The organism is Demequina sp. (genome assembly GCF_049841215.1).
Classification (GTDB): Bacteria; Actinomycetota; Actinomycetes; order Actinomycetales; family Demequinaceae; genus Demequina.
Window position 1 is genome coordinate 101,263 of sequence record NZ_JASGEO010000014.1, and the last position, 19,179, is coordinate 120,441.

At 67.1% G+C, this 19,179-nt stretch carries 21 protein-coding genes and 1 tRNA gene; 12 read left to right on the forward strand and 10 right to left on the reverse strand.

The window, feature by feature from the left end; genetic code table 11:
• The first annotated feature begins 3 nt into the window (after positions 1–3).
• Both QM618_RS08260 and QM618_RS08265 read left to right on the forward strand, forming a co-directional pair.
• On the forward strand, positions 4–606 hold the full coding sequence (locus QM618_RS08260) for a hypothetical protein (RefSeq protein WP_428096835.1): 603 nt from the start codon (positions 4–6) through the stop codon (positions 604–606).
• 39 nt (positions 607–645) lie between these two features.
• Positions 646–1,284, forward strand: coding sequence for a hypothetical protein (locus tag QM618_RS08265; protein ID WP_428096838.1), 639 nt, complete (start codon positions 646–648; stop codon positions 1,282–1,284).
• On the opposite strand, the gene QM618_RS08270 is transcribed toward QM618_RS08265, so the two are convergent.
• Complete coding sequence (locus QM618_RS08270; protein WP_428096842.1) at positions 1,281–1,523, reverse strand: hypothetical protein; 243 nt, start codon at positions 1,521–1,523, stop codon at positions 1,281–1,283. The genes QM618_RS08265 and QM618_RS08270 overlap by 4 nt on opposite strands.
• A 462-nt stretch (positions 1,524–1,985) precedes the next feature.
• Positions 1,986–2,068, reverse strand: a tRNA-Leu gene (locus tag QM618_RS08275).
• Between the two features lie 47 nt (positions 2,069–2,115).
• Between QM618_RS08275 and QM618_RS08280 the strand changes: the two genes are divergently transcribed.
• The 7 genes from QM618_RS08280 (at position 2,116) to pknB (ending at position 10,436) form a co-directional block, all read left to right on the forward strand.
• Complete coding sequence (locus QM618_RS08280; protein WP_428096847.1) at positions 2,116–2,820, forward strand: FhaA domain-containing protein; 705 nt, start codon at positions 2,116–2,118, stop codon at positions 2,818–2,820.
• 3 nt (positions 2,821–2,823) lie between these two features.
• Positions 2,824–3,333, forward strand: coding sequence for an FHA domain-containing protein FhaB/FipA (locus QM618_RS08285; protein WP_428096850.1), 510 nt, complete (start codon positions 2,824–2,826; stop codon positions 3,331–3,333).
• On the forward strand, positions 3,330–4,538 hold the full coding sequence (locus tag QM618_RS08290; RefSeq protein ID WP_428096855.1) for a PP2C family protein-serine/threonine phosphatase: 1,209 nt from the start codon (positions 3,330–3,332) through the stop codon (positions 4,536–4,538). Before QM618_RS08285 ends, QM618_RS08290 begins: the two co-directional genes overlap by 4 nt.
• The gene (locus QM618_RS08295) at positions 4,538–5,881 is read left to right on the forward strand and encodes an FtsW/RodA/SpoVE family cell cycle protein (protein WP_428096859.1); all 1,344 of its coding nucleotides are present in this window, start codon (positions 4,538–4,540) and stop codon (positions 5,879–5,881) included. The genes QM618_RS08290 and QM618_RS08295 overlap by 1 nt, the downstream gene beginning before the upstream one ends.
• Positions 5,878–7,344 (forward strand): peptidoglycan D,D-transpeptidase FtsI family protein, encoded by a 1,467-nt coding sequence (locus QM618_RS08300; RefSeq protein ID WP_428096862.1) that lies wholly within the window; start codon positions 5,878–5,880, stop codon positions 7,342–7,344. Before QM618_RS08295 ends, QM618_RS08300 begins: the two co-directional genes overlap by 4 nt.
• Before the next feature lie 13 nt (positions 7,345–7,357).
• Positions 7,358–8,290 (forward strand): serine/threonine-protein kinase, encoded by a 933-nt coding sequence (locus QM618_RS08305; protein ID WP_428096865.1) that lies wholly within the window; start codon positions 7,358–7,360, stop codon positions 8,288–8,290.
• Between the two features lie 61 nt (positions 8,291–8,351).
• Entirely contained in the window at positions 8,352–10,436 is a 2,085-nt protein-coding gene (pknB, locus tag QM618_RS08310; RefSeq protein WP_428096870.1) for a Stk1 family PASTA domain-containing Ser/Thr kinase, read from the forward strand.
• Here pknB and QM618_RS08315 read toward each other — a convergent pair whose 3' ends face one another.
• Genes QM618_RS08315 through QM618_RS08325 form a run of 3 tightly spaced genes read right to left on the reverse strand, consistent with a single transcriptional unit; the run spans position 10,437 to position 12,027 of the window.
• Positions 10,437–11,057 (reverse strand): aminodeoxychorismate/anthranilate synthase component II, encoded by a 621-nt coding sequence (locus tag QM618_RS08315; RefSeq protein ID WP_428096873.1) that lies wholly within the window; start codon positions 11,055–11,057, stop codon positions 10,437–10,439.
• Positions 11,057–11,221, reverse strand: a complete 165-nt coding sequence (locus QM618_RS08320; RefSeq protein ID WP_428096876.1) for a hypothetical protein — start codon at positions 11,219–11,221, stop codon at positions 11,057–11,059. Before QM618_RS08320 ends, QM618_RS08315 begins: the two co-directional genes overlap by 1 nt.
• Positions 11,218–12,027 carry a class E sortase gene (locus tag QM618_RS08325; protein WP_428096881.1) on the reverse strand — a complete coding sequence of 270 codons (810 nt, stop codon included), beginning with the start codon at positions 12,025–12,027 and terminating at the stop codon, positions 11,218–11,220. Before QM618_RS08325 ends, QM618_RS08320 begins: the two co-directional genes overlap by 4 nt.
• 143 nt (positions 12,028–12,170) lie before the next feature.
• On the opposite strand from QM618_RS08325, the gene QM618_RS08330 reads away from it, so the two are divergent.
• Positions 12,171–12,422, forward strand: coding sequence for a cell division protein CrgA (locus tag QM618_RS08330; protein WP_428096886.1), 252 nt, complete (start codon positions 12,171–12,173; stop codon positions 12,420–12,422).
• Positions 12,423–12,482: 60 nt separating this feature from the next.
• Here the strand turns inward: QM618_RS08330 and QM618_RS08335 are convergent, their stop codons facing one another.
• Positions 12,483–13,142: a rhomboid family intramembrane serine protease gene (locus tag QM618_RS08335; protein ID WP_428096891.1), complete on the reverse strand. Its 660-nt coding sequence runs from the start codon at positions 13,140–13,142 to the stop codon at positions 12,483–12,485.
• Positions 13,143–13,304: 162 nt separating this feature from the next.
• A complete protein-coding gene (locus QM618_RS08340; protein WP_428096895.1) occupies positions 13,305–13,847 on the reverse strand; it encodes a peptidylprolyl isomerase in 543 nt (180 codons plus the stop codon).
• Positions 13,848–13,933: 86 nt separating this feature from the next.
• Here QM618_RS08340 and QM618_RS08345 point away from each other — a divergent pair, with 86 nt between their 5' ends.
• Positions 13,934–14,854 carry a hypothetical protein gene (locus tag QM618_RS08345; RefSeq protein ID WP_428096899.1) on the forward strand — a complete coding sequence of 307 codons (921 nt, stop codon included), beginning with the start codon at positions 13,934–13,936 and terminating at the stop codon, positions 14,852–14,854.
• 5 nt (positions 14,855–14,859) lie between these two features.
• Here the strand turns inward: QM618_RS08345 and QM618_RS08350 are convergent, their stop codons facing one another.
• Genes QM618_RS08350 through QM618_RS08360 form a run of 3 tightly spaced genes read right to left on the reverse strand, consistent with a single transcriptional unit; the run spans position 14,860 to position 17,880 of the window.
• Positions 14,860–16,674 (reverse strand): AAA family ATPase, encoded by a 1,815-nt coding sequence (locus QM618_RS08350; protein WP_428096903.1) that lies wholly within the window; start codon positions 16,672–16,674, stop codon positions 14,860–14,862.
• 3 nt (positions 16,675–16,677) lie between these two features.
• Positions 16,678–17,265, reverse strand: a complete 588-nt coding sequence (locus QM618_RS08355) for a GNAT family N-acetyltransferase (protein ID WP_428096906.1) — start codon at positions 17,263–17,265, stop codon at positions 16,678–16,680.
• Positions 17,266–17,307: 42 nt separating this feature from the next.
• On the reverse strand, positions 17,308–17,880 hold the full coding sequence (locus QM618_RS08360) for a GyrI-like domain-containing protein (RefSeq protein ID WP_428096909.1): 573 nt from the start codon (positions 17,878–17,880) through the stop codon (positions 17,308–17,310).
• A 358-nt stretch (positions 17,881–18,238) separates the two neighbouring features.
• Between QM618_RS08360 and QM618_RS08365 the strand changes: the two genes are divergently transcribed.
• Positions 18,239–19,177 (forward strand): tyrosine-type recombinase/integrase, encoded by a 939-nt coding sequence (locus tag QM618_RS08365; RefSeq protein ID WP_428096914.1) that lies wholly within the window; start codon positions 18,239–18,241, stop codon positions 19,175–19,177.
• The last annotated feature ends 2 nt before the right edge of the window (positions 19,178–19,179 follow it).

Here is a 19,179-nt window from a genome sequence, read left to right on the forward strand (position 1 = left end):
GGCATGTCGCCGCTGACGTACCAGGACCCCGCGCGCCTCGAGCTGGTGCGCGCGGTGTCGCTTGGCGGCACCGTGGCCACCGGGTGTGGGCTCGCACTCGTCATCGGTCAGATCGTGGCGTGGGAGCGCCCTGGCCTCGCGCTGTTGTGGCCCGTGTTCTTCCTCGCGGGCCTAGGCACGCTGCTGTGGTCTCGCGCCCAACTCAATGAACTCTTTGCCCGTAACAAGCCGTACCTGCTAAGCGAGCATGGCGCCGAGGTGCTGCGCGCCCGCAGGGAACACGAGGCGAGGTCGCTGTGGGTGGGCCGCGCGGTGCTCGCGGTATTCCTGGTCTGCGGCATCGTGTTCATCGCGCTGTTGAGCGCCATCAACTGCGGGGATCGCGTCGATGGGTACTGCGGCGACGTTGGTCGCCCCCCGGAGCCGCTCGTCATCCTCGCCCAGTTCGTCGCCCTTGGGCTTGGCGGGCTGTGGGCCGCGATCATCTCCTCGCGCAGGCGCCACGAAAGCGAGACAGAGCGCATCGACGCCGTGGTCGCTGAGGGGCACCGCCGCCGCCGTAATGACGACCCCATGGCGGGCACCAACCGCTTCGCGTGGGAGTAGCCCGGGCGCTGCGCCTGCCCCGCGCCTAATGTGGGGCGCATGACAGAACAACTGTGGTTCGTTGCCTTCGGATGGCTCGGCTCCATCCTCGTCGTGTGGTCGCTCATGGTGGCCAGAGTGCTGCGATTCCGGTGGATGAACTTCGCGGGCTCGGTCATCGCCACGATCTACAACCTCGCCATCGAGCTGTGGCCGTTCTTCGCGATGAACCTCGCGATCGCGATCATCGACGCGGTGTGGATCTGGAAGCTCACTCGCGAGCGCCACGATGACGCGGTCTACAAAGTCATCCCCGTGGCGCCCGGCGACGCCTTCCTTCAACATGTCCTTGCCACTCACAGTCAGGACATCGCCAAGGTTCAGCCGGACTTCGTGGCGGACCCCGCTTCTGCGCGTGCGCGATCGGCGTTCCTCGTGGTGCGCGGGGACGAGAACGTGGGCGTGGTCGCCTTGCGCCAAGAGGGAGCGGGCGTTGGCGTGGTGGAACTGGACTGGGTCAAGCCCACCTTCCGCGACTTCACGCCGGGTGAGTTCGTCTATCGCGAGTCCCACGCGCTCGCGGACGCCGGCTTCCGCACCCTCGAGGTCGAGGAGACGGACGCCACCGACGAGGTGTACTTGCGCCGCATGGGGTTCGCGCCGCAGGGCACGCGCTGGGTGAGAGAGCTCGCGGCCTAGTTCGCGGAATCCTTCTTGATCTGCAACACCACCACGAGGGCAAGCAGCGGAAAGAAGAGGATGAACGCAGCGTGCGCGACCTTGTCCACCGCTGGCGTGGGCGCCACAAGCGACCACAGCTGCAGCACCGTCATGATCGCGAATACGACTGCGATCCCCAAGAGGACCGCGCGTCGCTTGCCGGTCACCTTGCGCGCCACAGCGCCCGCCTCGTGGTCCCCATGGGGCCATCCTTCCACTGTCACGGCGCCCTGAGTGCGAGGCGCCGTAAGTGCGCGGCGCCGGGGACACCGCTTGCACCCCTGCGGTAAGGACCGCGTCGCATACGGCCTTTCGGACGCGATGCTTACCGCCAGGACGCATCTCGCCCGACGCTGGGGCCACCCAAGCGCGCAACCTCGCCACAGCGTCGGGCACGGAGGCCGCCGGTACGAAGGCCGCGGGCAGCAAGGCGCCCGGGGCACCGCTTGCACCCCTGCGGTAAGGACCGCGTCGCATACGGCCTTTAGGACGCGATGCTTACCGCCAGGACGCACCCTGCCCGACGCTGGGGCCGCCCAAGCGCGCAACCTCGCCACTGCGTCGGGCAGGAAGGCCACGGGCACAAGGCCGCCGGCACGAAGTTCACGGGTAGCAACGGCGACAGGCAGGAACGCCCCGGGCATGAAAAAGGCCCCCAGTTCCCTGGGGGCCTTCCCTAGTGCGCGAGGGGGGATTTGAACCCCCACGCCCTTTCGGACACTGGCACCTGAAGCCAGCGCGTCTGCCGTTCCGCCACTCGCGCGCGAGGGATAACGATAGCACGCTGGAACCCCCCTATACGATGGAGGGATGGGCGTGCTGGACCGGTTCGAAAAGGGCGTGGAGAACGCGATGCAGAACGCGTTTGCCAAGACCTTCAAGTCCGGGGTCAAGCCCGTGGAGCTCGCGGCGGCGGTGAAGCGCGAATGCGACGCCCGCGCCGCGGCCGTTGACCGCAACCGCACGGTGGCCCCCAATGAATACATCGTGTCCCTGTCGCCCACGGACTACGAGACCGTGACGAGCTGGGGGGACGAGGCGCTCGCGCACGAGCTCCAAGACTCTCTCGAGGATCATGCACGCAGCCTGCGATACGCCTTCGTTGGCGCCGTGGACGTGGAGTTCCAAGAGGATGAGTCGCTCGCCACGGGGCGCTACGCCGTCACGAGCCGCACCACACGCGGCCCCGTAGCGCCCGCCACGAGCCCAGACCCCCTCTCCCGCTTCCCCCTCCTCGAGATCGACGGCCAGCGCTACAACCTCACGGGCGCCAGCACGGTGATTGGCCGCGGCACAGAGGCGGACATCGTCGTGGACGACAACGGCGTGAGCCGCCGCCACATCCGCTTTGAGGTCACGCCAGACGGCACCATCCTCACGGACCTCGGCTCCACCAACGGCACGTTCGTCGAAGAGCAACGCATCACCGAGGTCACACTTGTAGATGGCAACGCGATTCGCATCGGCCGCACGCCCATCATGTATTGGGACGCCGTGCTGGCGGACGAGGACTAGAGCGTGAGCCAACTCTCCGTCACCCTGCTGCGGCTCGGATTCCTGGTACTGCTGTGGCTCTTGGTGCTGAGCTCGATTGGCGTGTTGCGCGCGGACCTGTACGGCACGCGCGTCACCGCTCGCGGTCGCGGCCGCAAAGCCAAGGCACAGCCCGACGCTGTGGCTGAGAAAACCGCCGCGCCCACCAGGGGCGGCACGGGGGTAAGGCCGCAAGACGAGGCCACGCCCGCTCGCCTTCACGTCTCCTCGGGCCCGCTTAAGGGCACCACGCTGCCGCTTGGTTCGGCGCCCGTGCTTATCGGCCGCGCGCCCACGTGCACGCTCGTGATCGACGACGACTACGCGTCCGCCCGCCACTGCCGCATCTTCTTTGAGGCCGGCGGGTGGAAGGTCGAGGACCTCGGCTCCACCAACGGCACTTTCCTTGGCAACCAGCGCGTCACCGACCCCGTGCCGCTGCGGCGCGGCGACCAAGTCCGCATTGGAGCGACCACGGTGGAGCTTGCCCAGTGACGTTCCTCGCCTTCCACTACGCGGCCCGCACTGATGTTGGGCTTACTCGCGCCAACAACCAAGACTCCGGCTACGCGGGCCCGCACCTGCTTCTTGTGGCCGACGGCATGGGCGGGGCCGCGGGCGGCGACATCGCCTCGTCGATCGCCGTGGGCCGCCTCGCGGCGCTCGACGAGGAGGCTCTAGGCCCAGACGAGGCCCTCGACGAGCTCAAGACCGCCATCTCGGAGGCCCATGCCCAGATCGTTGGCCGCGCCCGCAACGACCCGGAACTGAGCGGCCTCGGCACCACGGTCACCGCCTTGCTGCGCTCTGGATCAACGCTTGCGATGGCGCACATTGGCGACTCCCGCGCGTACTTGCTGCGCCAGGGAACGCTGGATCAGGTGACGAGCGATCACACGTTCGTGCAGCACCTCGTGGACACCGGCCGGCTCTCGGTGGCGGACGCGGAGAATCACCCGAAGCGCAACTTGATCCTGCGTGTGCTCGGCGACATCGACGCCAACGTGCCCGTGGACATTTCCGTGCGTGAGACCAAGCCGGGCGACCGCTGGATGGTCTGCTCGGATGGCCTCAGCGGCGTCGTGAGCCGCGACACCATTCACACGACGATGCTCGAGGTGGAGGATCCTGGCGACTGTGCGGACGCCCTCGTCGCCCTCGCACTCGCCGCGGGCGCCCCCGACAACGTCACGTGCATCATCGGCGACATCGTGGACATCGACGAGGCCCCCGATGGTGTCGGCCCGTCCACCGCCGCCCAAGTGGTGGGGGCCGCCGCGCTCGACCGACACCGGCCGTCGGGCGCCGCCGACACCCCTGCCGCACGGGCAGCAAAGCTCACCGAAGCGAGCGCTGAGGACGAGGAAGAAGACGTCTCCCGTTGGGGGAGCTTCTGGGAACGCTGGCGTGGTTGGGGCCTCACGATCGCGGTCATCATCGCCCTCGCGGCCGCCGCGTGGGGTGCGTACGCGTGGACCCAGAACCAGTACTTCATCGGCGAGCACGACGGCGTGGTCGCGATCTACCGCGGCGTTCCCGGCGAAGTGGGGCCGGTTGAGCTGTCCACCGTTCTTGAGGATACGGACATCGCGCTCGACAGCCTCCAGCCCTACGCGCGGGATCGCATCGAGGCCACCATCAGAGTGAGCGGAGTGGAAGAGGCTCGCGCCGTCATCGCGGGCCTGCAGGCGGGGGTCTAGTGGCCACCGTCTCCACCGTCAGGTATCACCGCGGGCGTGGCTCCGAGGCCATGCTGCTGGCACTCGCCGCGCTCATCGCGGTGGCCGCCCGCGGCCTCGTTGACTATCACGCGGACGTGCTCGTCATCTCCCAGATGCTCTGGTACACGGCCATTGTGGTGGGGGTGCTGCTGGCCATTCACGTCGCCTTGCGCAGGTGGGCGCCCGACGCTGACCCAGTGATCGTGCCCGCTGCGGCCGCGCTCACGGGGGTTGGGCTCGCGATGATTCGCCGCATCGACTTCGCGTGGGCGGCTCGCGGAAAGCCCACGCACTTTGGTGAGACGCAGTCCATGTGGGTACTCATCGGCGCGGCCGTGTGCATCGTCACCGTTCTGGTGTTGCGGGACTATCGCGTGCTGCGGAGGTTCACCTACACGGCGGGAGTGTTGGGCCTTGTTGGCCTGATCCTTCCGCTCATTCCGGGGCTCGGGCGCGAGATCAACGGCGCGCGCATCTGGATCGGCCTGTTTGGCCGTTCGTTGCAGCCAGGAGAGTTCGCCAAGATCGCGTTCGTCATCTTCTTCGCGGGGTATTTGCAGACCAATCGCGACACCCTCGCGGTGGCTGGCCCCAAGATCCTCGGCATCCGGTTTCCGCGCGCGCGAGACATGGGTCCGTTGCTTGTGGTGTGGGCGGCGGCCATCGCGGTGCAGGTATTTGAGCGCGACCTCGGCACCTCGCTGCTGCTCTTCGGCATCTTCGTCGGCATGCTCTACGTGGCCACTCGCCGCACCAGTTGGGTGGTGCTCGGTGTTGGCCTGTTCCTGCTTGGTGCCGCCTTCGCCGGCACCGTCTTTGGGCACGTGCGCAGCCGCTACACCGCGTGGTTGCACGCCCTTGACCCGGACGTGTACTCCTCTGGCCAATCGGAGCAGTTGGTGCGCGGACTGTTCGGCATGGCCTCCGGGGGGCTGTTCGGCACGGGCCTTGGTGAGGGCAGGCCGGACCTGGTCCCGTACGCGTACTCCGACTTCATCATCCCGTCGCTCGGCGAGGAGTTGGGGCTCACGGGCCTGCTCGCGATCCTCATGCTCTACGTGATCATCGTGCAGCGCGCGATGCGCACCGCGATCGGCGTGCGCGATGGCTTTGGCAAACTCATGGCGGCCGGCCTCGGCTTCACGATCGCGCTGCAGACGTTCATCGTGGTTGGCGGCGTGATGCGGGTGATCCCGCTCACGGGCCTCGCCACCCCGTTCCTTGCCTATGGCGGTTCGGCGATGATCGCGAACTGGCTCATCGTGGCCCTGTTGCTGCGCATCTCGGATCAGGCGCGAAGACCTCAGGAGGTGACCGCATGAATGAGCCCGTGCGCCGCCTCAGCGTTGTCATCCTCGTCATGTTCCTCGCGCTCATGATCGCCGCGAGCTGGATTCAGGTCCTTACGGCTTCCTCGCTCAACGCGGACTCGCGCAATGTGCGCACCCTGTACCGGGAGTTTGGCAACTTCCGCGGCCCGTTCGTGGTGGACGGCGAATCCGTGGTGTTCTCCAAGCCCGTCGACGATCCCTTCAACTTCCAGCGCACGTACACAAACGGCGAGCTCTACGCCTCCGCAACGGGCTACTACTCGATCGTGTTCGGCAAGACGGCCCTTGAGCAGACGGAGAACTCGCTGCTCGCTGGAACGTCGGACGCGCTGTTCTGGAACCGACTCCAGGATCTCTTCTCTGGCCGCGAGCAGCAGGGCGCCTCGATCGAGCTGACCCTGCGCGCCGCATTGCAGCAGACCGCCGCGGAGGCGCTCGGCGATCAGAAGGGCGCCGTCGTTGCGCTGGACCCCAAGACGGGCAAGATCCTCGCGATGGTCACGAGCCCCACGTTTGACCCGGCGCTGCTTGCCAGCCATGACACGCAAGAGGTCAACGACGCGTACGCAGAGCTCAACGAGGATCCAGACGGCCCGCTCGTGAACCGCGCGATCGCGGGAGACACCTACCCGCCGGGATCCACGTTCAAGCTGATCGTGGCGGCTGCCGCTCTCGACGCCGGCTACTCGCCGGACTCGACCGTCTACGCGCCAGACGAGCTCCCGTTGCCCGGCTCCACCAAGTCCATCCAGAACTACGGCGGCGAGAGCTGTGGCAAGAGCGAGCAGATCACCCTTGAGGCCGCCCTCACGGTGAGCTGCAACACGGCGTTCGCGGACCTCGGCATGACGCTTGGGTGGGATGCGGTGCGCGACAAGGCCATCGAGTTTGGCTGGACGGACACGTTCCGCGTGCCGCTCGTGGTGACGCCGTCTCGCTTGCCGCTTGACCCGGATGACGCCCAAGTGGCGATGAGCTCCATCGGCCAGTTCGACGTGCGCGCCACCCCCATGCAGATGGCGATGGTGACGGCCGCGATCGCCAACAACGGGCGCCTCATGACGCCGTACCTCGTCGACACCGCGCGGGCGAGCGACCTCAGCGTCATCGATCGCACCTCGCCAGAGCTGTACGGAAACCCGCTCACGGTCAACGAGTCCAGCCAGCTCACGCAGATGATGATCTCGGTGGTGGAGAACGGCACGGGTAAGGCCGCCCAGATTCCCGGAGTCACGGTTGCGGGAAAGACCGGCACGGCGGAGACCGGAACGGGCGCCGCCCCGCACGCGTGGTTCGTAGGTTTCGCTCCCGCGGAGAACCCAGTGGTTGCGGTGGCGGTCATCGTCGAGAACGGTGGCTCCATGGGCTCCGAGGCCACGGGTGGCAAGATCGCCGCCCCCATCGCCAAGAAGGTCATGCAGAAGGCCATTGAGCTGGACAAGGAAGACCAGTGATGGGGGTGGCGAGATGACAATGCGCGCGGGAACCACCCTTGCGGGCCGCTACACGCTCGCGTCGCTCATCGCGGTTGGCGGCATGGGCGAGGTGTGGCGCGCCCAGGACGCCGATCTCAATCGGCTCGTCGCGGTCAAGGTCCTCAAAGAAAACGCGACGGGCAACGAGACGTTCTTGCGCCGCTTCCGCAATGAGGCCAAGAACGCTGCGGGCCTCGCGCACCCCAATATCGCCCAAGTCTTCGACTACGGCGATCACGAGGGGGTCGCGTTCCTCGTCATGGAGTTCGTTGACGGCGAGCCGCTGAGCTCCATCCTCGAGCGCGAACGCACCATCTCGGAGTCTCGCGTGGTGCGCATCCTCGACCAGACGGCGAACGGCCTTGCCGCGGCCCACGCCGCCCACGTCATGCACCGCGACATCAAGCCAGGAAACCTGCTGGTGTTCGGCGACGACAACGTCAAGATCACGGACTTCGGGGTCTCCCGCGGCATGGACCAGACCACCTTGACCGCCACCGGCATGGTCATGGGAACTGCCCAGTACCTGGCGCCAGAGCTAGCGCTCGGGAAGCCCGCAACCCCAGCGTCGGACATCTACGCGCTCGGAATCATCGCGTACGAATCCGTGGTGGGGCGCCGCCCTTTCACCGCCGCGAGCGCGGTGGACATCGCGATCGCCCAGGTCAACGAGCCGGTGCCGCCGCTGCCCTCGAGCGTCTCCGCGGGCATGCAAGAACTCATTCAGCTGCTGCTGGAGAAGAACCCCCGCAAGCGCCCGCGCACCGCGCAAGAGTTGCAGCGGGTCTTGAGCGCCATGCAGGTGCCCGACGCTGTGCCGGCTCCCGTAGGCCCCGCACCTACTCCTCGGGACGCCAAACGGCTCATGCCGCCGTCTATCGCACCCCGCGAGTACCGGCCACGGCCCGATGTGAAGCGACCATGACCGTGCGGAATGCCACAATAGTTTGCAGTACGAGGCCCGCTGGGCCGCGGAGGGATGGCTGATGAGCGACGAAGCGAAGATTCTCGCGGGCAGGTATGAGGTTGGCGACCTCATTGGGCGTGGCGGTATGGCCGAGGTACACATCGGCTATGACACCCGCCTTGGGCGCACTGTCGCCGTGAAGATTCTGCGCGCCGATCTAGCGCGCGACCCCAGCTTCCAGACGCGCTTCCGCCGCGAGGCGCAGTCAGCCGCGGGCCTCAACCACCCGTCGATCGTCGCCGTCTACGACACGGGCGAGGACACCATCGTCGGCTCCACTGGGGCGCCCCAGGCCGTCCCGTTCATCGTGATGGAGTACGTCGAGGGCCACACGGTGCGCGACATCCTCAAGGGAGACGTCGCCGCCCCCATCGACGAGGCCGTCGAGATCGTGTCCGGCGTGCTCTCCGCTCTTGAGTACTCGCACCACGCGGGCCTCGTGCACCGCGACATCAAGCCGGGAAACGTCATGCTCACCCCAACGGGTGCGGTCAAGGTCATGGACTTCGGCATCGCTCGCGCGCTTGCCGACGCTGGGCAGACCATGACGCAGACGCAGGCCGTTGTTGGCACGGCCCAGTACTTGTCTCCCGAGCAGGCGCGCGGCGAGAACGTCGATGCGCGCTCGGACCTGTACTCAACGGGTTGCCTGCTTTTTGAACTCCTGACCGGCCGGCCGCCGTTCATCGGCGACTCTCCGGTGTCTGTTGCATACCAGCACGTTCGTGAGGCGGCACCTCGTCCCTCCCAGTACGCGTCTGACGTTCCGCAAGAGCTTGACCAGATCGTGCTGCGCGCGCTCGCCAAGGACCGCAACGAGCGCTACTCGAGCGCCGGTGAGTTCCTCGCGGACCTGCGCGCGTTCAGCTCTGGAGATCCCGTTGACCCGTCAACCGGCGCCATCGGCGTTGCGGGGGCCGCTGGCCTCGGGGCCGCTGCGGGAGCCGCTGCCGGGCTAGGCGCGGCCGCGCTCATGGACGACGACCGCACCGCGATCGCCGATCGGGCCACCCAGGCGATGCCGGCCGTCCCCACCACGGGAGCCACCGAGGTGCTTCCCGCGCAATCGCCGTGGGCAACGGTCACCGCGCCCGCCCCTGCGGAGATTGTCGCGGACCCACTAGACCCCACGCTCTACGACGACGAGGACGAGGAGCGCAAGCGCAAGCGTCGCCAGTACCTGTTGCTTGGCGCCGCGGCCCTCGCCGCGCTGCTCATCGTGCTCGCGATCTTCCTGTTCACTCGCGGAAGCGGCGAGCCGAACGTGTCCGCGAGCGCAGGGCCCATCCCCTCACTGGTGAACGCCACTCAGGAGGAGGCCCGCGCCCAACTCGAGGAACTTGGGCTCAAGCCCGTCTTCGAGGGCGAGCCAAGCAATGACGTTGAGGTTGACCTCGTGACGCGCACCGCGCCTCCCGAGGGCGAGATGGTGCCCTCTGGCTCCACCATCACGGTCTACTTCTCCACGGGACCCGCCGAGCTCGAGGTTCCCGACGTCGCGGAGCTGCCGCAAACAGAGGCAATCACTCTTCTCACGGAGAACGGCCTCACCGTCTCCGAGGTGCTCCCAGACAACGAGCACCCGGAGATCGCCAAAGGCCTTGCCACGGTCACGGACCCTGCAGCGGGCACGCCGGTTGCCTCCGGCTCGCCGGTGATCCTGTACATCGCGTCTGGCCAGGTGGACCTGCCGGACGTCACCGGAATGACAGAGGACGAGGCACGCAGCACGCTCGGCGACCTTGGCCTCAAGATCACCACCAAGCGCGTGGAGACCGGTGGCGAGCCTGCGGGCACCGTGTACAAGCAGAGCCCCAAGCCTGGCCTCGTCGAGGTGGGCAGCACCGTCACCATCACGGTCGCGGAAGAGCCCACCACCGCCGAGGTTCCTGGCGTGGTCGGCAAGTCGCAGTCAGACGCCGAGAGCACGCTCACGAGCGCAGGCTTCAAGGTGACGGTCAAGACGGGAACGTCGGAGGACCAGCCGGCAGGCAACGTCTACGCCCAGAGCCCCGACGCCGGGATCTCGCTCAAGCTTGGGCAACCGGTGACGATCTTCGTGTCGACAGGTCCGCCGGAGCCAGACCCAACCGCGACGCCGTAACTAGCGACGTACGAGGGGCGAGAGGCCAGCGGACCTGGCCTCAGCGTCGGGCATGCCGCACACCTCAAGCCAATTGGCGAGGAGGCGGTGCCCACCCTCGGTGAGCACGGATTCCGGGTGGAATTGCACACCCGTGAGCGGAAGCTCGCGGTGCTGCAGGCCCATGATGAGGCCCGACGCTGTGGTTGCGGTGACCTCGAGCTCGTCAGGGACGGTGGGGGTTTCGACGGCGAGCGAGTGGTACCGCGTGGCCGTGAACGGTGACGGCAGTCCCGTCAGGACGCTGTCGCCGTGGTGCTCCACTTGGGACGTCTTGCCGTGCATGAGTTCGGGGGCGTGAGACACCACGCCGCCGTAGACCTCCGCGAGGGCCTGGTGCCCAAGGCACACGCCGAGCATCGGCACGCCGGCCTCCGCGCACTCGCGGATCACGGACATCGAGGAGCCGGCCTCCGCGGGGGTGCCGGGGCCAGGGGAGACGAGCACACCGTCGTACTCGCTCACAGGGGGATGAGGGACGTCGTTGCGGACCACCTCGGTCTCGGCGCCCATCTGCCGCAGGTACCCCACGATCGTGTACACGAATGAGTCGTAGTTGTCGATCACGAGGATTCGCGTCATTAGGTGTCTCCCACGTTCTGGTCCTGGATGCCAAAGGTAACCGAAACCCAAGGGAAAACGTACTGAAAGAGCAGCCACACGATCGCGGCGAGGAGAGCGATGAGGATCAGGGCCCTGACGAAGCGGGGTCCGGGGAGCAGGCTCCAGATGGCGGGGAAGATCACTTTCCTGGCACCTCCAGCAGCTCTTCTGGGACGCCGTTGCCCACGGGGCTCCAGTATTCGAGCACACCGTGCACCACGTAGCGCTCGGCGGCGGAGAACATCGGGTGGCAGCTCGTGAGCGTGATGTAGTGGTCATCCGGGGCGGCGCCTGGGTCATTCGGAACGGGCGCGATGACCTTGACCGCGGTGGGGCGCACGATCTCGTGGCTCGTCACCTTGTAGACGTACCAGGCAGTCTCGGTCTGCACGATGAGGTAGTCGTTCTTCTTGAGTTCCGCGATGCGGTTGAACGGCTTGCCGTACGTGGTGCGGTGGGCGCTGATGGCGAAGTTGCCCAGCTCTCCCGGCATTCCCGTTCCCGGGTAGTGGCCAATGCCAAGGCGGTCGAGGATCTTGTGCCGGTCAACGCCCTCGGAGATGGGCTTGACGTAGTCCTCGCCCCAGCGCGGAACGTAGAAGGTGGCGAAGGTGGTCCCGAAGGCGGGCTCGTCCATGACCTCTGCGGTGTCGGGGGAGAGCTTGAGCTCGTTCGGGATGGTCTCTGGGCCGGTGCTCGTTGGCTCGCCCGCCGTGATGGGCGCGGTGTAGGCCCAGTCGAGCTCCTTGACCGCCTCTTCCTGGATCGAGTTCGCCTCGATGTCCGTGTAAAACAGCTGCCACACCACGTACAGGCCAATGACCGCTCCGGCGATGATCATGAGCTCGCCAACGAGGGCGATGAGGCGCGATCCGACGCCCGGCTTCTTCCGCGGCTGAGGAGCCGGGGCAGAGTCGGGGGAGGCGGTGGTCTCCGCGAGCGTTTCCATGGCCCTACAAGGGTACGCGACGCCGCGACGGCGGCCCAGTGACTGTGACCCACGCAACCCAGCCACAGCGTCGGGCCGTTCGCAGGTCCCACGGCGGCCCAGGTACGCTTGTCCCCAGCATTCAGCAGCAAGAGGAGTCAGCCGTGCCCGTGTCGAAGAAGCGCGACCACCACAAGCAAGCGGTCAAGGTGCCCCGCAGCGCCGCCAAAGTACACGCGGAGAACCCCAAGTGGCTGCTGCCCACCGCCGTGACCCTGCTGGTGCTCGGGCCGGCGTGGATCATCGTCTACTACATCTCCAAGGGCCAGTTCCCGCTGGACATCGGCCACTGGAACATCGGCATCGGCTTCGCGTTCCTCATGGCCTCGATGATCCTGTTCACGCGCTGGAAGTAGCCCCAGCCTGTTAGTTACACCCATGTAGTTATCCCCTTTTGGGGACAAACCTGGGGAAAACTACAGCGGTGTGATTCCCTGATTGCGGCGCTGTTGGCGCCGCTCCACGCCCCGCAGCATCGCGAGCATCACGAGCGCGCCCGCCACGGCGCCGCCAAGGTGGCCCTGCCATGAGATGCCGCCGATGAAGAAGCCAGCTGCCAACCAAATACCGGCCGACGCTATGAGGCTCTGGGCGGGAAGCTTCAGTTTGAGCAGGATGACGGCGAAGCCCGCGATGAGTCCGAAGATGGCGCCAGAGGCGCCACCGTGCACGCTGCCGTTGCCGAGCAGCATGATCGCCGCCGAGCTGCCGAGCATTGAGACTGCGTAGAGCGCGATGAAGCGCGCCCGCCCAAGGATGGGCTCAAGTTGGGTGCCGAACTGCCAGAGCACGAACATGTTGAGCGCGATGTGCAGGATCCCAAAGTGCAAGAACGCGCTCGTGACCCAGCGGTACCAGTCCTGACCAAAGTCGGGGTAGCCGTCAGCCCCGTCCGGCCATAGGCCCCACTGCACAATCCACGTGTTGGTGCCAAGGACGAACGAGCCGTAAAGGTACGCCGCGATGTTGGCCGCGATCAGTGCATACGTCACCACGGGAGTGCCCTGCGCGCTCACGAAGCCCAGCCGGTTGACCACCGGCCCGCGCCGGTCAGCCGCCTCGCGCACGCAGTCCACGCACTGGATCCCCACGGGGGCGGGCCGCTGGCACTCCGGGCACACAGGGCGCCCGCACCGCTGGCAGGTCACATAGGAGATGCGCTCAGGGTGGCGAGGGCAGACCGGCGGCGCGGAGGCGCCGAAGCCAGCCCCAGCGTCGGGCGTGCTGTTCACGAGCCGCTAGTCGTCGGTGATGGTGACGCCCGTGATGAGGACGTCGTCGAGCGGGCGATCGCGGCCGTCAACGGGGGTGGTCGCGATCTTGTCCACGACCGCACGCGAGGCGTCGTCCGCAACCTTGCCGAAGATGGTGTGCGCGCCGTTGAGGTGAGGCGTGGCGCCAACAGTGATGAAGAACTGCGAGCCGTTGGTGCCGCCCACCTGGCCGGTGATGGGGTTCAGGCGCTTGCCCGCGTTCGCCATGGCGAGCAGGTAGGGCTCGCTGAAGCGCAGCTCGGGGTGGATCTCGTCGTCAAACGTGAAGCCAGGGCCGCCAGTGCCGTTGCCCAAGGGGTCGCCGCCCTGGATCATGAATCCATCGATGACGCGGTGGAACACCACGCCGTTGTAGAGAGGTTCGTGGCTTGGCTGGCCCGTCTCGGGGTCCTTCCACTCCTTCTCGCCCGTGGCCAGACCCACAAAGTTCGCGACCGTCACGGGCGCATGGTTGGGGTACAGCTCAACAGTGATGTCACCTTCAGTGGTCTCAATCGTTGCCTTCATAAGTGCCATTGTTCCACGGCCTCGCCAACAGGCGGTTTGCGTGGCACGATGGAAAGAGAGCATGTGAGTTTGGGAAAGGAATCGCCATGAACAGCTCGAAGGCCCACAAGGCCGCGCAGGAGTACCAGAAGCAGGCCGCGGAGGCCGCTGCCGCAGCCAAGCAGGCCGCGACGGAAGCCGCCGCTGCAGCTGCCGAGGCCGCCGCGAAGGCCAAGGACTGGGCGGGCCCGCAAGTAGAGCACGCGAAGGAGTGGCTGGGGCCGCGCGCCAAGCACCTGTACGCGTCCGGCGCTCGCCGCGCCAAGCCATACGTGAACCGCGCAGGCGACCGCGCATCTGACATGACGGACGCGATTCACGCCGCCGTCGTTGGCGCCGCGATCCCCGCGGTGCTTGCCGCGGTGGACTCGGCGACGCGAGCAGACGAGGAGCCCAAGAACGGCTCCGCGTGGCCCAAGGTGATCATCCCCGCGATGCTCGTTGGCGCGGCCGCAGCCGCGCTCGTGGTGTGGGCACGCCGCGATCCCGGCCGCGACACGTGGGCCGGCGACGATGACGAGTGGGAGTTCGCGGACGACGCCGACTTCAAGGACCAGTTGCGTGACGGCGTGAACCGCGCCGCGGACGCCGCCGCCGACGCTGCGAAGCGAGCGGCCGCGGCCGCCACGGCCGCTGCCAGCGCAGCTGCGGAGGTCATCTCGGAGAAGGCGGGACCCGCCGCGGTGCGGGTCAAGGACACCGCCGTTGCCGAGGCCAAGAAGGTGGCGGAGGCCGCCGGGCCCGCCGTGACCAAGGTCAAGGACACCGCGGTTGCGGAGGCCAAGAAGGTCAAGGACGCTGCCGTGGACGCCAGGGAGAAGGCGGCCGACGCCCTCGCGGACACCTTTGACGACGCCGAGGACGTGTGGGAGGACGAGGGCGGCACCAACGATGACGGCCTCACCCCCGTTGAGAAGGTAGCCCCGAAGGCGCCGGCGGCCCGCAAGCCCCGGACCCCTAAGGCGTAACCGACCTACTTACGGTAGGCGAGCACTCGCTCGCGCGCCTCGCGCAACAGGCGGAACCACGTGGCCCTGCTCACGTGGAGTTCGTCGAGGCACTCCTGCTCACTGCGGCGTGGGCCCAAGTGCGCGAGTTCGATCGTCCTGCGCAAGCGACGCTCGTCTACCGACGAGCCAAAGGTGTCGTCAAGCACGCGCGTGAGCCTATCTCGCCGCACGGGATCGTCGTCTGCGGCGAGGAGCTCGGCGAGCGACGCGTCCGGCGGCGGCGTCCCCAGGTCGGCATACACGGCCCGCTCCACGAACCCAACGGCCCCGCCGGGCCGGAAGTCGCTGCGGTAGATCTCGAACTCCCAAGGCCCGTCAAAGGGTTGGGCGAGTTGGGCGATCACTTGCTCCGGCCGTCGGGCGGGTTCTGGGTAGTGCAGGAGGATCGCCTCCATCGTGGCCGCGCGGTACCGCCGCGTGAACGCGCCGATGGCGATGCGCGTGGCCTCGGCCCTGTCGTATTCGGGGACGTCCGCGAAGAGCACCACCCCGCCAAACGCGAGGGTGGGCTCGGCGCCCGTGGCACGGGCGGAGGCGGCGAGGTCCCGACCAAGCGGGGTATCAGGGAGGTCGGTCGCCTGGCGCAGCACGCTGAGAAACACCGCGCTGCCGTCGTTGCGGCGCATCACCAGGTCCACGCCGCCCGGTAGGGCGAGGAACTCCGCGATCTGCGACCACTGCGGGGACGTGGTGAAGCCGTTGGCGCGCGCGAACTCCGCCACTTCGCCTTGGCGGGGGCGGTCGGCGTAGTGAGACGGGCTCGCGTCCATGCCGATCGCGTCGCGCAGCTGCGGCGACTCAATGAACAGCGTCATTTCCAGCAGCGCCTCGATGTCGCCGAGCCGCGCTCGCGTGCCCAAGTGGTGCACGATGCGGCCCGCCAAGGCCCGGTAGTAGTCGGGTGACTGCGTCTTGAGCCGCTGCTTGATCGCCGCCGCGAGCACGGGGTGGAGGCTCACCCCTACACCAAGCCGCTGGGTAACGCGCAGCTCGCCAAGGCGCTGCAGGGACTCGCGGGTTGACCGTCCGGGCAGGGCGGCGGTGAGCACGCGCGCGTCCACGGACCGCACCAGGGCAGCGACCGCGAGCACGTCGGCGTCGATGTCGAGAGTTGGGGCGCCTTCGAGCCACTGCGTGAGCTGTTGCTCGAGCTCTTGATCGGGATCGAGCGCGCCAGCAGAGGGGAGCATGGAGGCGCCAACCGTGAGCGCGAGCGGCGAGCCTCCCGCCCACTCTGCGAGTTGCGCCCTGCGCGCGGGATCGTCCACGCCTCGTGTCTCGAGCAAGGCCTCCGCTTCCTCGGCGCGCAAGGGGGCAAGGGCGACATCTCGGAACACCGTGTGAAGGGCGCCATGGCGCCAGCTGGGATCCGGCGCCGCGCGCCCGGCGAGCACGATGCGCGCGGAGCCCGGCAGTTCATCGAGCAGCGCATCGCGCAGTGGGGCCAGTGCGGAGCCGAGTTCGTCCGCCTCGTCGATCACCACGAGCGTGGCGCCCGCGGCGGCGTCCAGCACGCGGGCCGTGAGCTGGTCAAGCAGGATGGACAGGCTGCGCGCGTCCAGCAACGTGCTGGTGACCCCAGCCGCGGCTGCCCGCCGGATTGCCGCCCTCAACAGCGCGGACTTGCCGATGCCGCCGGGGCCGTGCACGTACAGCACGCGGCTAGGGGTGGACGGATCCAGCAGCTCATCGAGAGCGGCCAATTCTGCGGCGCGGCCAACAAACGCTTGCGCATCCGCCGCGTCGGCGACATCGCGGAGGCTCGGCTCATCCGCCATCGCTCACCCCTCCAATCGCGCTTCGAGGCCCGCGCGCGCCTCGGGCCACTCCGTGTCCAGAATGGAGAACACCACCGTGTCGCGGAAGCCGTCGCCCCAGATCTGGTGCTTGCGCAGAATGCCGTCCTGCGTGGCCCCCAGCTTGGCGATCGCCGCCCGGGACTGTGCGTTCGCGGCGTGCGTGCGGAACTCCACGGCGATGCAGTTCAAGTCATCAAACGCCCGGGCAAGCAGCAGCAGCTTGGCGGCGGGGTTGACGCGCGTGCCTTGCGCCGCGTAGCCCATCCACGTGGAGCCGATCTCCACTCGCCGGTTCGCCTCATCGATGTTCATGTAGGTCGTCATCCCCACGGCGCGCCCGCTCGCCAGGTCAAAAATCGCCCACGGCGCCATCCGCCCCTCAGCCTGCAAACCAAGGCGACGGTCAATCTCTGCCGCCACAGCGTCGGGCCGTGGGACCGAGGTATACCAGGCCTTTTCCCACAAATCGCCTGCCCCGGCCGCCGCGGCGAGGTCTGGCTCGTGGGCGCGCGTCAACTGCTCAAGACGAACGTGTGCGTTCTCCAGTACAGGCGCCTCAGCAAAGCCCATGGGGCCATCGTAGTAACTACCAGGCCCGACGGCGTGGTTGGGTCAGGCGACCGGCTGGCGCAGGATGGTGCGCAGCTTCTGGGGGGCGGTCTTGCGGGGGTCGCCCAGGTAGATCTCGTGGTGCCTGCCGGTCATCGTGAGGCCATTCGCGGGGATGAACTCGTGGTGAAGGCGCTCCAGCACGGGGCCTTCGGCGTCGTAGGGGCCAAGGTGAAGGGTCTGGACGGCGCGGCCCTCTTCGAGGGTCTCGACGCGCACACCTGCGGGCACGATCTCGCCGATCATCTCCGAGGGAATCCACTCCGGCACCATGTTCATCGCCGTCCAGTCCCACGCGGACTTGTCGCCCGTGACGAAGCTGGACATGTCATCGGCCCACCACAGCGCCTCGAGCGGAGGCACCACGTAGTCCTCGCCCAGCTGGCGCTTGGACGCGAACTTGAGTTTGTACGCGACCGGATAGAGAGTCTCTATCGCGCGCGCGTACTCGGGGGACGTGTTGGGATCGCCATGGCCGTCGACCATGAGGTAGCGCATGGGCGGGACGTCGAGGATACGGAACTCGCCGGCCTTCGCCTTGTACGAATCGAGGGACTTCTTGAAGTCGGTTGGCATCGTCGCCTCCCTGGAGTTGGGGGGACCTAAGTGGAGCCTAGGGGAATCGTTATCTGGGGGTAGACATGCGAAGGTCACGACGAGGACGACCAATGTCAGACCCCCTCGGTATGGTCGTCGTCCAACAGATAACTTGGGCTGGCGCACGACGAGAGGTGCTGCTTTGGAACGGCAACGGGGACATCGAGCGGGCAAGGTCACCCTGCGCGGAACGGCCACATGGACCGTAATCGACGCGGCTGGCATACCTGTCATGTGCGTCGAGGACTACCTTCACTGGCTGCGGGCGATAGACCGGTCTCCGAGCACGGTGCGGTCATACGCATTTCACCTCGCGGACCTGTTCGAGTGGCTAGCAGTGAACGATGTGCCTTGGGATCAGGTGGATTTCCGGTGCCTGAGCGACTTCATGCTCACGATGCGCATGGGCCAATGGCCACTCGAGAAGCGTGGAGGCGGAGGCAGATCCGACAGCACGATGATCGCGGTGGCCGCCGCGGTAAAGGAGTTCTACGAGTTCCAGCGAGTGGACCGGGGAGCAGGGCCGTCCGATCTCGTTCTGACCGTGTCAAGGCTCCGACACTCGCATTCGTCCTTTGCATTCCTTGCACACGTGGAGCACCTTCGACCCCGTTCTGTGAACCGCCTCGCACCGCGTCGCTCGGGGGCGCCGAGTGCCGAGCCAAAAATCATCAACTTCGAGGGCGACTTTGAACTCATGCTGTCTGCGGCGGTCACCGCTCGAGACCGGCTTGCCCTCACCGCGATGTACGACATGGGCCTTCGCATCGGGCAAGTCCTGGGACTCCGCCACGGCGACCTCGACGTCATGAGGAAACGCGTGACGATCGTCAGGCGCAAAGACAACGCAAACGGTGCCCTTTCGAAGCAGAAGGAAACCTTTCACGTGAAAGCGTCGGCGCGCTTCTTGGATCTTTACCGCGACTACCTACTACGCGAACTGGTGCCTGCCGAGATCGAGAGTGACTACGTGTTCGTGAACATCAAGGGCGCGACGATTGGGGAACCGATGAGTCCGAAGAATCTTTACGACCAGTGTGTAGCGATTGGTCTTCGAGCCGGGGTTGGACACGTCCACCCACACATGCTTCGCCATACTCACGCGACTTCACTTGCGGCGCTGGGGTGGACGTCCGCCGAGATCGCGAAGCGCCTTGGCCACAATCACGCCAACTCGTGCGATGTCTACATCCACCTCTCCGACGAGCACATCGACAAGCGCCTCGCGGAGACCGAGCACTTGATTCGACCCCTGACCTCCTGGGAGGACGACTAGCA

Bases quoted from the DNA above. Each gene is read 5' to 3' on its own strand.
- QM618_RS08260 (WP_428096835.1), top strand. From the start codon at position 4: ATGTCGCCGCTGACGTACCAGGACCCCGCGCGCCTCGAGCTGGTGCGC.
- QM618_RS08265 (WP_428096838.1), top strand. From the start codon at position 646: ATGACAGAACAACTGTGGTTCGTTGCCTTCGGATGGCTCGGCTCCATC.
- QM618_RS08280 (WP_428096847.1), top strand. From the start codon at position 2,116: ATGGGCGTGCTGGACCGGTTCGAAAAGGGCGTGGAGAACGCGATGCAG.
- QM618_RS08300 (WP_428096862.1), top strand. From the start codon at position 5,878: ATGAATGAGCCCGTGCGCCGCCTCAGCGTTGTCATCCTCGTCATGTTC.
- QM618_RS08305 (WP_428096865.1), top strand. From the start codon at position 7,358: ATGACAATGCGCGCGGGAACCACCCTTGCGGGCCGCTACACGCTCGCG.
- pknB (WP_428096870.1), top strand. From the start codon at position 8,352: ATGAGCGACGAAGCGAAGATTCTCGCGGGCAGGTATGAGGTTGGCGAC.
- QM618_RS08315 (WP_428096873.1), bottom strand. From the start codon at position 11,057: ATGACGCGAATCCTCGTGATCGACAACTACGACTCATTCGTGTACACG.
- QM618_RS08325 (WP_428096881.1), bottom strand. From the start codon at position 12,027: ATGGAAACGCTCGCGGAGACCACCGCCTCCCCCGACTCTGCCCCGGCT.
- QM618_RS08340 (WP_428096895.1), bottom strand. From the start codon at position 13,847: ATGAAGGCAACGATTGAGACCACTGAAGGTGACATCACTGTTGAGCTG.
- QM618_RS08345 (WP_428096899.1), top strand. From the start codon at position 13,934: ATGAACAGCTCGAAGGCCCACAAGGCCGCGCAGGAGTACCAGAAGCAG.
- QM618_RS08350 (WP_428096903.1), bottom strand. From the start codon at position 16,674: ATGGCGGATGAGCCGAGCCTCCGCGATGTCGCCGACGCGGCGGATGCG.
- QM618_RS08355 (WP_428096906.1), bottom strand. From the start codon at position 17,265: ATGGGCTTTGCTGAGGCGCCTGTACTGGAGAACGCACACGTTCGTCTT.
- QM618_RS08360 (WP_428096909.1), bottom strand. From the start codon at position 17,880: ATGCCAACCGACTTCAAGAAGTCCCTCGATTCGTACAAGGCGAAGGCC.